Genomic DNA, 13,000 nt, shown 5'->3' on the forward strand with positions numbered 1-13,000 from the left:
CGGCGGCGTCCGGGGCGGCGCCCGGCCCGGCGTCGGCGAGCAGCCCGAGCACCGCGTGCCGCAGCCGCGGCGCCCACGGCCGGCCGAGCTCGGGGCCGAGCGCAGGACGCACCGCGCCGCGCTCGTCGCGGGTGCCCACCAGGGCGGGCCACCGCGGGGTGGCGGCCCACCAGGACGCGAGCCGCGCCCACCGGTCGGCGAGGTCCAGCGCCAGCCACTCGTCGGCGAGCGTGGTCGGGACGTGGTGCGGCGACTCCTCGCCGTCGTCCCGGACCAGGGCGCCCACGCCGGCCAGCTCGACGACGAACGCCGCCTCCTGCTCGGTGACCTCCAGGGCGCTCGCGGTGCGCCGCAGGTCGCGGACGCCGAGCCCGCCGGCGCGCAGCACGGGCGGCGGGGCCTGGCCCCACAGCCGCAGCAGCCCCGCGACCAGCCGGACGGCGCGCTCCGCACCGGCGGCGTGCTCGGCCTCGACCAGCGCGGCGTCGCGGCGCGGCAGGTCCTCCGGCGCGGGCGGCGTCGCCGGGGCGCGGTGCGTGCGCCCGTCGCGCAGCGCGAGGGCGACCGTGCGGGGGAGGACGACGTGCCGCTCGTCGGCCCGGACCAGCAGCCCGGCGCGGACCAGCTCGGTGACGGCGTCCGCCGCGGCACCGGACGCCGGGCGCACGCCGACGGGCGGCCCCCAGGTCAGCGCGTCCAGCACGGCGCGGCCCGCGGCGGGGGCGTCGGCGAGCAGGCCGGGGACGGCGGCGGGGTCGGGGTCGTGCGGCGCGGGGGCGGCCAGGCCGGCGGTCGCGGGGCCGAGCAGCTCGGCGACGCCGGGCGCGGGGCGCAGCAGCGGGTCGGACGCGCGCCCGCCCGCGGGGTGCACCAGGGCCAGGTCGGTGGCGGTCGCCAGCGCGGCGCGGACCGCGGGGGCCTCCGGGCGCCCGGCGCCGACCGCGGCCACCACGTCGCGGGCGCGCACCCCGGTCGCCGGGTCGGCCGACCCCGCCAGCAGCGCGACGACGGCCTCGACCGCCTGCAGCACCGCGGCGTCCACCCCGGCGAGCGCGCGCTCGAGGCTCGGCCGGCTCGTGGCGCGGGCGGCGAGGGAGGCGAGCGTGGCGGGCGACGGGTGCGCGAGGTCGGGGCGCCGCAGCAGCAGGCGCACCAGCTCGTCGTCCGACCTGCCGCGCAGGTGCTCGCTGAACGTGGCCATCCGCACCACGATACGTTCCGGCGGGTCCGGCGCGGGGCCGGGTCCGCCGGGGCGAGCCGCCGGGAGGCAGCGATGGCACGGGTGCGCAGGGCACGGGTCGTGGTGGCGAGCACCGCGGGGATCTTCGTCGAGTCCCTCGACTGGACCATGTACGCGCTGCTCGCGCCGTACTTCGCGGGCCAGGTGTTCCCGGGCGACGACCCGGTGACCCGGGTGCTGGGCGCGTACGTCGTGTTCGCGGTCGGCTTCGTGGTCCGGCCGCTGGGGTCGTACGTGATGGGCCGGATCACCGACACGAGGGGCCGGCGCACCGGCCTGCTGGCGTCGGTGTCGCTCATCGCCCTGGGGGCCGCGGTGATCGCCGCCGCCCCGACCTACGCCGTCGCCGGCTGGTGGGCCGCGGTCGTGGTCGTGCTCGCCCGGATGCTGCAGGGCATCGCGATGGGCGGCGAGGTCGCCACGGCGGCGACGTACGTCGTCGAGGTCGCCCCGCCCGAGCGCCGGCACCGGTACGGCGCGTTCGCGTACTCCGGCGACGCGCTCGGCACGCTCGGCGGCACGGTGGTGCTCGCGGTGCTGCTCGGCGTGCTCGGCCCGGACGGGCTGCGCGACGGCGGCTGGCGGATCGCGTTCGTCATCGCCGCCCTGTGCGGGTTGCTGGCGCTGTGGATCCGGCGCGGGGTGCCGGAGTCGGAGGTGTTCGAGCGGGCGCGGGACGCCGGGGTCGAGCCCACCGGCCCGCTGCTCCGCCGGCACGCGGGGCGGATGGCGCTCGCGTTCATGCTCACCATCGGGTCCACGATGGGCGTCTACTTCGGGTCGGTGTACCTGCCGGAGTTCGCCGGGCACACCGGGCGGTACACCGAGACCCAGGCGGCATCGCAGCACACCGTGGCGCTGATCTGCCTGCTGGTCGCGATGATCGCCTCCGGGTTCCTGGCCGACCGATTCGGGCCGCTGGTGCTCATCCGGACGGGGTTCACCGCCGCGGCCGTGCTGGTCGTCCCGCTGATGCTCGGGCTCGCGGCCGGCGCCGTGCCGTACCTCGTGGCCGCGCCCCTGTTCACGATCTGCGTCGGCCTGCAGCTCGGCGTCACGCCGGTCGCCGGCGCGCGGCTGTTCCCGGTGCCGATCCGGGCCGTCGCGCTCGGCGTCCCCGCGGGCGCCGCGATCGCGCTGTTCGGCGGTACGTTCCTGTTCGTGGCCGAGTGGCTGATCTCCCGCGACGTGCTGCGCCTGGTCCCGGTGTGGGCGGCGGCGGGGCTGACGGTGTCCGCCGTCGGCTCGTGGCTGGTGGGCGAGCGGCTGCTCTACCCCGTCGAGACGCTCGCGGGGACCCGGGCCGAGCCGTCCCCGGCGCCGCGACCCGCCGGCCCGGCAGCACCGCACCCCACGGAGGTCTGACATGCCGCTCGACCACCCCGCCCTGGACGCCCTGCGGGCCGACGCCCGGGCGCTGCTGCCCGACACCGCCGCGCTCCGGCACGCCCTGCACCGCACCCCGGAGATCGGGCTCGACCTGCCCCGCACCCAGGCGCTCGTGCTCGAGGCGCTGGAGCCGCTCGGCCTGGAGGTCCGCACCGGCGCCGGCCTGTCGTCGGTGGTCGCCGTGCTCCGCGGCGCGCGCCCCGGGCCGGCGGTGCTGCTGCGGGCCGACATGGACGCGCTGCCCGTGACCGAGGAGACCGGCGAGCCGTTCGCCAGCGAGGTGCCCGGCGCGATGCACGCCTGCGGCCACGACCTGCACGTCGCCGGCCTGGTCGCCGCCGCCCGGCTGCTGGCCGCCCGGCGCGAGGAGATCGCCGGCTCGGTCGTGCTCATGTTCCAGCCCGGCGAGGAGGGCGACCACGGCGCGCGCCTCATGATCGAGGAGGGCGTGCTCGACGCCGCGGGGGAGCGGGTCGTCGCGGCGTACGGCCTGCACGTCCTGTCGGCGATCCTGCCCACGGGGGCGATCACCAGCCGCCCCGGCACGCTGCTGGCCGCCGCGGACACCGTGCACGTCACGGTGCACGGGCGCGGTGGGCACGGGTCCATGCCGCACCTCGCGCAGGACCCGGTGCCGGTCGCCGCCGAGATCGTGCTCGCGCTGCAGGCGATGGTGACCCGGCAGTTCGACGTGTTCGACCCGGTCGTCGTCACCGTCGGCAGGATCGAGGCGGGCACCACCGACAACGTCATCCCGGCCGACGCGCGGATCGAGGCCACCGTGCGCACGTTCTCCGAGGCGGTGCACGACGTCGTGCCCGAGCGGGTCGCGCGGGTGTGCGAGGGGGTCGCGGCCGCGCACGGGCTGTCCGTCACCGTCGACTACCAGCGGGGGTACCCGGTCACGTCGAACCGACCGGAGGAGGTCGCGCGCCTGGCGCGGCTCGCGGCCGGGCTGTTCGGCGAGCGGTCGTACGTCGACGCGCCGCAGCCGCTCGCGGGCTCCGAGGACTTCTCCTACGTGCTCCAGGAGGTGCCCGGCACCTACCTGGGCGTCGGGGCGACGCCCGCCGACGCCGACCCGCGGACCGCGCCCTACAACCACTCCGCGCAGGCGCGGTTCGAGGACGGGGCGCTCGCGGTCGGGCCTGCGGTGCTCGCGGCGCTCGCGCTGGACCGGCTCGCGGAGGGCTGACCGGGACCGTCCGACACCCGATCGGGTCCGGATCCCCGCCTGATCTGCGGCTCCACCCGCCCGAGCGCTCAGGTCCGCCTCACCTGTGCCGATGACAGGTCTCGACGCGCCCGTGGACGGGCGCCCGCGCTCTCGAGCCGAAGGGACACGCATGTCGATCACGGCGGGGCACCTCCCCCCGGCCACGCGCGAGGTGTGCGTGGCGCGCCAGGGCATCTACGACGTGCTGAGCCGGCCGATCGGGCACGAGCTGCTGTTCCGGGCCAGCCCGGACGCCCTCGAGTCCGGCGTCCGCCCCGGGGTGGACGACAACCGCGCCACCGCGACCGTCATCGTCGCGACGCTGACCGAGTTCGGCGTCGAGGACCTGGCCGGGAACGGCGACCTGTTCGTCAACGTGCCCCGGTCGTTCATCGTCGACGAGCTGCCGGTCGCCCTCGACCCGCACCGCGTCGTGCTGGAGGTCCTCGAGAACGTCCCCGCCGACGAGGAGGTGGTCGCGGGCGTCGAGCGCCTGCGCCGGCTCGGGTTCGGGATCGCGCTGGACGACTTCGTGCCCGGCGACCAGCGCTGGGACCTGCTCCCGCTGTGCGACTACGTCAAGGTCGACATGTCCGACGTCGGCGACCGGCTCGCCGAGTTCGCCGACGAGCTGCGCGCGGTCGCCCCGCACGCCGCCCTGGTGGCGGAGCACGTCGAGGACGAGGCCGACTTCCTCGCCGCCCAGGACGCGGGCTTCGACCTGTTCCAGGGCTACCACTTCCGCCGGCCGACGGTGCTCACCCGGCCGGCGCTCGCGCACCACGCGATGGTCGCCGGGCGGCTGCTCGTGCAGCTGGGCGACCCGCAGGTGTCCTACCGCCGGCTGGCCCGGCTCACCGCCGCCGACCCGGCGATTGCGCTCAAGGTGTTCCGGGTCGTGAACTCGGTGTCGGGCGCCGGGCGCACCGTGCGCAACCTGCACCAGGCGCTCGTGCTGCTCGGGCGGGAGCGGTTCCGCGCGATGCTCGTGCTGGAGGTGCTCGCGACCGCGGGGCACCACGACGACGAGATCCCGCTCATGGCCCTCGCCCGCACCCGCGCCGCCGAGATCCTCGCGCCGCAGGACCCGCTGGAGGCGTCCACCGAGGCGCTGGTCCGCATCGTGTCCGAGCTGCTCGACGTGCCCGTGTCCGAGCTCGACCCCGAGCTGCACCGGTCCCAGCCGAGCGCCCGGGTGGTCGCGGCCTGCGACGTGCTCGACGCGTACCTCGACGCCATCGCGGAGGAGGCGGTGCCGTCGATCCGGTCGCCGTACTCCGCGCTGCACGTGTCGCTCGTCTACCTGACCGCGCTCCGCGAGGCGCGGGCCCTGCTCGCCACCGTCTACCAGCCCGTGCCGCGGCTGCAGGCCGTGCCGGGCGGGGTCCAGGACGTGGCGTTCGGCTGAGCCGCGCCGCGCGGGCCGCGCGGCACGGGCGCGACGCGGGTCCGTGGGGGTTCGCCGGCCGCGGAGCGGCGCGCTGCGCGGGCGGTGCGACCGGTAGCCTGGTGACGTGCGGCGCGACGCCGCGCGAGTTCCGACGAGCACAGGGGATCGCAGTGCCCACCGGCAAGGTCAAGTGGTTCGACACCGATCGCGGCTTCGGCTTCATCGCCGCCGACGACGGCACCGAGGTGTTCCTGCACGCGTCCGCGCTGCCCGCGGGGATCGGCACGCCCAAGCCCGGCACCCGGGTGGACTTCGGCGTGGCCGACGGCCGCCGCGGCCCGCAGGCGCTCGCGGTCAAGCTGCTCGACCCGGTGCCCTCGGTCGCCGCGGTCCAGCGCAAGCCCGCCGACGACATGGCCGTCATCGTCGAGGACCTGATCAAGGTGCTCGACCGGGTCGGCAACGACCTGCGCCGCGGCCGCCGCCCGGAGAAGTCCCGCGCCGAGCAGGTCGCCACCCTGCTGCGCGCCGTCGCCGACGACCTCGAGGCCTGAGCATGGCGACCGCGACCCAGGACGCCGTGCTCGGCGGCGCCGTCGACCTCGCCCGCGAGGCCGCCCTCGAGCTGGCCGAGCACCCCCAGGACGTCGGCGAGCACCTCGGCTACGCCGTGGACGCCGACCGGCTCGTCTCGCACCGGTTCGCCTGCACCGCCAAGGGCTACCGCGGCTGGGTGTGGACCGTCACCCTGTCCCGGGTGCCGCGCGCCCGGAAGGCGACCGTCTGCGAGGCCGTGCTGCTGCCCGGCGACGACGCCGTCCTCGCGCCCGCCTGGGTGCCGTGGGACGAGCGGCTGCGCCCGGGCGACCTCGGCCCCGGCGACGTGCTGCCGTTCCGTGCGGACGACCCGCGCCTGGAGCCCGGCTTCACCCCGACCGGCGACCCCGAGGTCGACGAGGTCGCGATCGGCGAGCTCGCGCTGGCCCGCAACCGGGTGCTGTCGCCCGTGGGGATCTCCGAGGCCGCCGAGCGCTGGTACCGCTCGAAGCAGGGCCCGGCGTCCGCCGGCGCCGTCGCGTCCGCCGAGCCGTGCATGACCTGCGGGTTCCTGGTGCCGCTGCAGGGCGCGCTGGGCACCGTGTTCGGCGTGTGCGTCAACGCGTGGTCCCCCGACGACGGCAAGGTCGTCGCGCTGGAGCACGGCTGCGGCGCGCACTCCGAGACGGACGTCGAGCCGCGGCCGTCCGAGTGGCCGGACGTGCCGGTCGCGCGCGAGCTGGACGTGCTGCCGACCGCCGAGGTCGTCGGGTCCGGGGCGGTCGACGCACCGGCGCCGGACGCGCCCGCCGCCGGGGCGGCCGGGGACGACGCGGCCGGCCCCGCCGTGACCGTCGAGGCCACGGTCGAGACCGTGACCGTCGAGGTCGAGGTGGCCGCGGACGACGTGGCGACCGACGACGCGGCGCAGGACGCGCCGCCCGCGGAGGACGAGCCCCGGTCGTGACCGGCGACGTCTTCGGCACGCGCGCGCTGCGCGAGCGGGTGCTGGGGACGTGGCGCGCCGACCCCGCGCGCCTGCGTGAGGACGCGAACACCGAGGAGGACCACGCCCGCGGCTACTACCGCGACCGGGTGGTGGTCGAGCTCGCGCAGAACGCCGCCGACGCGGCCGTGCGCGCGGGGACGCCGGGGCGGCTGCTGCTGCGGCTGACGACGGCGGGCGCCACGGAGGCGGGCGGCGACGGACCGGGCGGGGCCGGGGACGGCCCGGGCGTCGCCGGGGGCGGCTCGGCGGCGCCGGGTGGCGCGGTCCTGGTCGCGGCCAACACCGGCGCCCCGCTGGACGCCGCGGGCGTGCACTCGATGGCGGCGATGCGCGCCTCCGCGAGCCGGGACTGGCCCGGCCACGACGGCACCGGGGCCCGCGGCCCGGGCCTGGTCGGCCGGTTCGGCGTCGGCTTCGCGGCCGTGCGGGCGGTGTCGGACGACGTCCGGGTGCTGTCCACGTCCGGCGCGGTGCGGTTCTCGCTCGACGACACCCGCCGGGACCTCGCGCTCGCCGCCGGCGACGAGCCGCGGCTGGCCGACGAGGTCGCCCGCCGCGAGGGGTCGCTGCCCGCGCTCCGGCTGCCCCGGGAGGACGCGGGACGCCCGCCGGGCGGGTACGACACCGCCGTGGTGCTCGCGCTGCGCGACGACGCGGCGGTGGACGCCGTGCGGTCGATGCTCGCCGAGGTCGGCGACGCGCTGCTGCTGGCGCTCCCGGGGCTGACCGAGGTGGTGGTCGAGGACGACCTCGCCGGCCACCGCCGCCGGGTCGCCGACGTCGACCGCCGCTGGCGGCGCCTCACCGTCGAGGGCGAGCTCGACCCCGCGCTGGTCGCGGACCGCCCCGTCGAGGAGCGGTCCCGCCGCCGCTGGCGCGTGACGTGGGCGCTGCCCGTCCGCGGCGCCGGGCCCGACGACCGCACCGGGGTCGCCGGGGACCTGTTCGCCGCGCTGCCCGGGGCGGCGGGGGGTGGGGCGCCGTGGGAGCGGGTGCTGCACGCGCCCACGCCCACCGACGACGCCCTCGACCTGCCGGCGCTGCTCGTCGCGACCGTCCCGCTCGACCCGACCCGGCGGCGCGCCGCCCGCGGCCCCGCGACCGACGCGCTGCTCGACGTCGCCGCCGAGGCGTACGCCCGGCTCGCCGCCGCGTGCGCCGCCGACGGCGACGACGCCCTGCGGCTGGTCCCGCTCGGGCTGCCGGCGGGCGACCTGGACGCCGCGCTGCGGGGGCGGCTGGTCGAGGCGCTGTCCCGCACGCCGCTGCTGCCGCCCGCGCACGCCGCCGGGCCGGCCGAGCCCGACCCGGGCCCCGACGGCCGGGACGACCGCACCGCCACCGAGGGGGACGACCGTCCCGCCCTCGACGACGACCGCCCGGCCGCGCCGGACGCCGCCGACCTCGTCGAGCCGCACCGCGCCGTCGCGCTCGCCGGCCCGCACGCCCCCGAGCTGACCCGCGCCCTCGCCCCGTGGTTCGCCGGCCTCGTCGTGCTGCCCGAGGGCCGCCTCGCCGCGGCCCGCGCCCTGGGCGTCGAGGTCCGGGAGGCCGCCGAGTACGTCGAGGAGCTGCCCGCCGCCTCCGGCCTGCCGCCCGCGCGGTGGCGCGCCCTGTACGCCGCGCTCGCCCCGGCCGCGGGCGACCCGCTCGCGCGCGAGGCCCTCGCGGCGCTGCCGGTCCCGCTGGCCGACGGCCGGGTGGTCCGGGGCGCCCGCGGCCTGCTGCTCCCGGTGGCGGGGGCGCTCGACGCCGAAGGCCCGGTGGCCGGCGCGCTGGCGGTCCTCGGCCGGTGGGGCGTGCGCCTCGTGCACCCGGCGGCCGCGCACGAGGTGCTGGAGCGGCTCGGCGCGGCGCCCGCCGACCCCGCGGCGCTGCTCGCGCACCCGGGCGTGCGGCAGGCCGTGCTCGACCAGGCCGACGAGGACGACGTCGCCGTGGCGGAGCAGGTCAGCGACGCGGTGCTCGCGCTCGTGCACGCGGCCGTGGCGGACGGGTCGGTCGCGCCGGACGGCGAGCCGGTCGCCCCCGGGCGGGCCGTCCTCGGGCTGCTCACCCTGCGCGCGGCGGACGACGAGCCGACGCCCGCGCACGGCCTCGTGCTGCCGGGCTCGCGCGCCGAGCGGCTGCTCGACCCGCGGGTGCTGGCCCCGGTCGCCGCGGACGCCGTCGAGCGGTGGGGCGCGGACGCCCTCGCCGTCGCGGGCGTCCGCGCGGACCTGGTCCCGCTGCTGCTCACCGACGCCGCGGCGGCGCCGGGCGACCCGTACGCCGACGACGACGCCGACCTGGTCACCGACGCCCTGGACGGCTGGGACGCCTGGATCGCCGAGGTCGCAGCCGTCGTCGGGGAGGGGGAGACGCTGCCCGAGGTCCTGGCGGTCGCCGACCTCGACGCCACGGACCCGGGCGCCTGGCCCGCCGTGCTCGCCCGGCTCGCCGAGCCCGGGCCGCTGCGCCGCGCGCTGCTCGACGAGGTGCGCGGCCCCGCCGGGCGCCGCGCCCCCGGCTACACCGCGTGGTGGCTGCGGCACCGGTCCGGGCTCCCGCTGGCGGCGCCGTTCGCGGTCGCCGGGGCGGAGCCCGCCGTCGCCCGGCTGCTGCCGCCCCCGCCCCCGGAGGTCGCCGCGCTCGACCCCGCCGCGCAGGCGGCGCTGGGCGGGGTCGCGACCCTCGCCGCGGTCCCGCCCGGCGCCTGGGACGCGCTGCTGCGGGCCGCGGCGCCGGTGGGCGGGCGCGTCGACCTCGACCTCGCGGCGGCGGTGTGGTCCGCCTGGGCCGGGCTCGCGGCCGCCGACGCCGAGGGGGACGCGCTGCCCGACCTCGACGTCCTGCCCGCCCTCGTCGCGCCCGACCGGGTCGTCCTGGTGCACGCGGAGGACGCCGCCGTCGCCCCGGCGCCGATGTGGTGGCAGCGCACCGACGTCGCCGCGATGGTGCCGGTGACCGGGCCGGCCGACCCGGAGGACCTGGCCGAGCTGCTCGGCGTCCCCGTGGCGGGCGACCTCGCGGACGGCGTCGTCGACGAGCGGGACGGCGACGACGCCGGCACCCTGTCCGCGACCCCCGACGCGGTGCGGGTCCTGCTGCCCGGCGCGCCGGACACCTGGATCGAGCACGAGCAGCTGCGGGTGGACGGCGTCCCCGTCGACTGGTGGGTGGACGGCTCCGGTCCGGACGCGATCGTGCACGCCACCCACCTGGCCGGCCTCGCGCGCGGGCTGGCGCAGGCGTGCGGCGTGTGGCGGCTCCGGCACGCCGCGGAGCTCGCCCTGGTGGAGCCGGCGCGGGCCGCCGAGCTCGCCGTGGAGCAGGTCGCCGACGACGGGGGCATGATGGACGGTCGATGAACCGCAGCCTGCTCACCTCGGCCTACCTGCCCGCCCTGCTCTACGAGACGGGGCTCGGCGCCGTCACCCCGGTCGTCGCCCTCGTGGCCGCGGGCATGGGGGCCCGGCTCGACCAGGCCGCGCTGATCGTGGCTCTGGTGGGCGTCGGCCAGATCCTCGGCGACGTGCCCGCGGGCGCCCTCGCCGCCCGGGTCGGCGACCGGCGGGCCATGCTCGTCGCGGCGCTGGTGGCGTGCGTCGCGCTCACGATCGGCGCGCTCGCCCCGACGCTGCCGGTGCTCGCGGTCGGCGTGCTGCTGACCGGTGCCGCGTCCGCGGTGTTCCACCTCGCCCGGCAGGCCTACCTCACCGAGGTGGTGCCGGTGGTGAACCGGGCGCGGGCGCTGTCCACCCTGGGCGGGGTGTCCCGGATCGGCGTGTTCCTCGGGCCGTTCCTCGGGGCGGCGGTGCTGCACGTCGCCGACCTGCGCGCGGTGTTCTGGCTCGCGGTCGGCACCACGGTCGCCGCCGCGGCGGTCGTCGGGCTGGCCCGGGACGTCGACGACCGGCACCCCGCCGCGCGGGGCCGTCCCCGGGTGTCGACCGCCGGGCTCGTGCGCCGGCACGGGCGGCTGCTCGCGACGCTCGGGCTCGCGGTCGTGCTGGTCGGCGCCGTGCGCGCCACCCGGCAGGTCGTGCTGCCGCTGTGGTCCGAGCACCTGGGGTTCGCCCCCGCGACCACGAGCCTCGTGTTCGGCATCTCGGGCGCCGTCGACATGCTGCTGTTCTACCCGGCGGGCAAGGTCATGGACCGGCGCGGGCGGCTGTGGGTCGCGGTGCCGTCGATGCTGGTGCTCGGCGGCGCGATCGCGGTGCTGCCGCTGACGTCGACGCTCGCCGGCCTGACGGTCGTGGCGATGGTCATGGGCTTCGGCAACGGCATCGGCTCCGGCATCCTCATGACGCTCGGCGCGGACGTCGCCCCGCCGGACGCCCGGGCGCAGTTCCTCGGGGTGTGGCGGGTGTTCCAGGACTCGGGGGCCGCGGCCGGTCCGCTGGTGGTCTCGGCGGTCGCCGCCGCGGGCAGCCTGGCGGCGGGGATCGTGACGATGGGCGCGGCCGGCCTGCTGGCGGCGGGCGCCCTCGCGGCGACCGTGCCCCGCTGGTCCGAGCACGCCACGGCCCGCACCCGGGCCCGCGCGGCTGCGGCCCGCGCAGCCGCCGCCCGCACCGGGGCGACGGACCCGCCGAGCGGGCACTAGACGTCGCCACCGCGGCCCGGGTGGGGACGTCTACTGCCCGCTCGGCGGAGGGGGTGCCGGGGTCAGCGGCCCGGGCGGCGGCGGGTCCAGGCGAGGCCCAGCCCGCCCAGCGCGGCGCCCGTGACGCACGCCCAGACGCCGTGCGGGCCGGCCGCGTCGGTCAGCCACAGCACGACCGCCACGACCAGGGCCACCAGCCACGCGGCGATGCCCACCAGGAACACCGGCCGCATGCTCACCGGCACCGGCTCCGGGGCGGGCTTGCGGCTCTCCGGGCGCAGGGCCAGGTGGATGAACGACGGCACGGCCACCACCCTATGCGCTCCGGCGGGCCCGGAACCGCGGGCTACTCGCCGAAGGCGAGGGCCGTCGCCGTCGCCAGCGCGCTCGGGACGGCGGCGAGGTACGCGTGCGCGACGTCCCACGGCTCCAGGCCGGTGGCCGCGACGGCCGCGGTGTCGTTCTCCTCGTGCGCGAGCACCGCGGCCAGCACCTGGCCCAGCCGGCCCTCCCGCCGCAGCAGCGCCGAGCTCAGCGCGTCGGAGACGCCCGTGCGCGCGACGAGCTCCGTGAGGTCGATGCCCTGCTGGGCGGCGACCGCGGACAGCAGCCCGACGGTGTACCCGGCGTCGTCCCCGGCGATCGTGTGGCAGGTCATGGCGCGGGTCAGGATCGACCACAGCGTGCCGACCGAGGCCGGCTTGGCGTCGATGAGCGACGCGATCGCGAGCGCGTGCAGCTGCCGCGGGCCGACCAGGACGACGGCCTGGAGCACGGAGTCGATCTCGCGCCGCAGCCCGAACGCCGAGGAGTTCACCAGGTGCAGGACCCGCATGGACAGCTCGGGGTCGGAGGCGACGGTGCGCACGACGGTCTGCTGGTCGACCTGCTCCTCGGACAGCACGCGCAGCAGCTCCAGGCACTGCAGCTCGCCGGCGGAGAACGACCGGCGCGTGACCGGGGGGTCGCGGTGGAACATCGGGCCCTGGAGCAGGTCGGCGCCGATCGCCTGGGCGGTCTCGAGCCGCTCGGTGGTGTCGGTGTGCTCGGCGACGACGGTCGCGCCGGCGGCGTGCGCGCGGGCGACGAGCTCGGCGCAGTGGTCGGCGCCGCGCTGCAGGTCGACCTTGACGATCTGGACCCGGTCCAGGAGCCGGTCCTGGGCCAGCGAGCCGTCGTAGTCGGCGAGCGCGAGCCGGCTGCCGCGGGCCGTGGCGGCGGCGAGCAGATCGTCGACGTCGGGGCGCCGCGCGAGCGACGGGGTGACCTCGAGCATCAGCCGGTCGGCGTCGTACCAGACGGCCGCGGTGCCCGACAGCAGCCCGGCGGTCGCGCGGAGCAGCACGGGCTTGTCGCCCGCGAGGCCGGTCAGGTCCAGGCGCCGGTAGGCGGCCTCGACGGCGACCTCGGTGCTCTCGTCCGGAAGCGACGCGCCGGTCGGCCCGCTGACCAGGACCCGCACGGCGTAGCCGTAGACGGAGCGGTCGTGGTGCACGACCGGCTGGCGCAGCACGGTGGTCTCGCCGCCGCCGATCGGGATCGGGCTGCCGCTCGCGGCGCGCGGGGACCCGGCGTCGGCACCGAGGGTCGAGGTCATCACGAGCTCCAGGTCGGGTCGGTCGGGGCGG

Annotated in this window: 9 protein-coding genes and 1 pseudogene; 7 read left to right on the forward strand and 3 right to left on the reverse strand. The window is 78.6% G+C overall.

Annotated features, from left to right (window positions below):
* A pseudogene (locus J5O08_RS17060) lies at window positions 1-1,201 on the reverse strand (hypothetical protein); the annotation flags it as partial.
* Between the two features lie 81 nt (window positions 1,202-1,282).
* On the opposite strand from J5O08_RS17060, the gene J5O08_RS17065 reads away from it, so the two are divergent.
* From J5O08_RS17065 to J5O08_RS17095, 7 genes are all read left to right on the forward strand, one after another.
* Window positions 1,283-2,605 carry an MFS transporter gene (locus tag J5O08_RS17065; RefSeq protein WP_218708082.1) on the forward strand — a complete coding sequence of 441 codons (1,323 nt, stop codon included), beginning with the start codon at window positions 1,283-1,285 and terminating at the stop codon, window positions 2,603-2,605.
* Between the two features lies 1 nt (window position 2,606).
* The gene (locus J5O08_RS17070; protein WP_218708083.1) at window positions 2,607-3,824 is read left to right on the forward strand and encodes a M20 family metallopeptidase; all 1,218 of its coding nucleotides are present in this window, start codon (window positions 2,607-2,609) and stop codon (window positions 3,822-3,824) included.
* A gap of 151 nt (window positions 3,825-3,975) precedes the next feature.
* Window positions 3,976-5,253 carry an EAL and HDOD domain-containing protein gene (locus J5O08_RS17075; protein WP_218708084.1) on the forward strand — a complete coding sequence of 426 codons (1,278 nt, stop codon included), beginning with the start codon at window positions 3,976-3,978 and terminating at the stop codon, window positions 5,251-5,253.
* Between the two features lie 152 nt (window positions 5,254-5,405).
* Window positions 5,406-5,789 carry a cold-shock protein gene (locus J5O08_RS17080; RefSeq protein WP_147795518.1) on the forward strand — a complete coding sequence of 128 codons (384 nt, stop codon included), beginning with the start codon at window positions 5,406-5,408 and terminating at the stop codon, window positions 5,787-5,789.
* Window positions 5,790-5,791: 2 nt separating this feature from the next.
* Window positions 5,792-6,739 (forward strand): DUF3027 domain-containing protein, encoded by a 948-nt coding sequence (locus J5O08_RS17085; protein WP_218708085.1) that lies wholly within the window; start codon window positions 5,792-5,794, stop codon window positions 6,737-6,739.
* A complete protein-coding gene (locus tag J5O08_RS17090) occupies window positions 6,736-10,131 on the forward strand; it encodes an ATP-binding protein (protein WP_218708086.1) in 3,396 nt (1,131 codons plus the stop codon). The genes J5O08_RS17085 and J5O08_RS17090 overlap by 4 nt, the downstream gene beginning before the upstream one ends.
* A complete protein-coding gene (locus J5O08_RS17095) occupies window positions 10,128-11,372 on the forward strand; it encodes an MFS transporter (protein ID WP_218708087.1) in 1,245 nt (414 codons plus the stop codon). The genes J5O08_RS17090 and J5O08_RS17095 overlap by 4 nt, the downstream gene beginning before the upstream one ends.
* A 62-nt stretch (window positions 11,373-11,434) precedes the next feature.
* On the opposite strand, the gene J5O08_RS17100 is transcribed toward J5O08_RS17095, so the two are convergent.
* Both J5O08_RS17100 and J5O08_RS17105 read right to left on the reverse strand, forming a co-directional pair.
* Window positions 11,435-11,677: a DUF2530 domain-containing protein gene (locus tag J5O08_RS17100; RefSeq protein WP_147795522.1), complete on the reverse strand. Its 243-nt coding sequence runs from the start codon at window positions 11,675-11,677 to the stop codon at window positions 11,435-11,437.
* A gap of 41 nt (window positions 11,678-11,718) precedes the next feature.
* Complete coding sequence (locus J5O08_RS17105) at window positions 11,719-12,969, reverse strand: EAL and HDOD domain-containing protein (RefSeq protein ID WP_218708088.1); 1,251 nt, start codon at window positions 12,967-12,969, stop codon at window positions 11,719-11,721.
* Between the last annotated feature and the right edge of the window lie 31 nt (window positions 12,970-13,000).

Origin of the sequence: Cellulomonas sp. PS-H5 (assembly GCF_019265565.1) — a bacterium.
Taxonomy (GTDB): Bacteria; Actinomycetota; Actinomycetes; order Actinomycetales; family Cellulomonadaceae; genus Cellulomonas.

Bases quoted from the DNA above. Each gene is read 5' to 3' on its own strand.
- J5O08_RS17070 (WP_218708083.1), top strand. From the start codon at position 2,607: ATGCCGCTCGACCACCCCGCCCTGGACGCCCTGCGGGCCGACGCCCGG.
- J5O08_RS17075 (WP_218708084.1), top strand. From the start codon at position 3,976: ATGTCGATCACGGCGGGGCACCTCCCCCCGGCCACGCGCGAGGTGTGC.
- J5O08_RS17085 (WP_218708085.1), top strand. From the start codon at position 5,792: ATGGCGACCGCGACCCAGGACGCCGTGCTCGGCGGCGCCGTCGACCTC.
- J5O08_RS17095 (WP_218708087.1), top strand. From the start codon at position 10,128: ATGAACCGCAGCCTGCTCACCTCGGCCTACCTGCCCGCCCTGCTCTAC.
- J5O08_RS17105 (WP_218708088.1), bottom strand. From the start codon at position 12,969: ATGACCTCGACCCTCGGTGCCGACGCCGGGTCCCCGCGCGCCGCGAGC.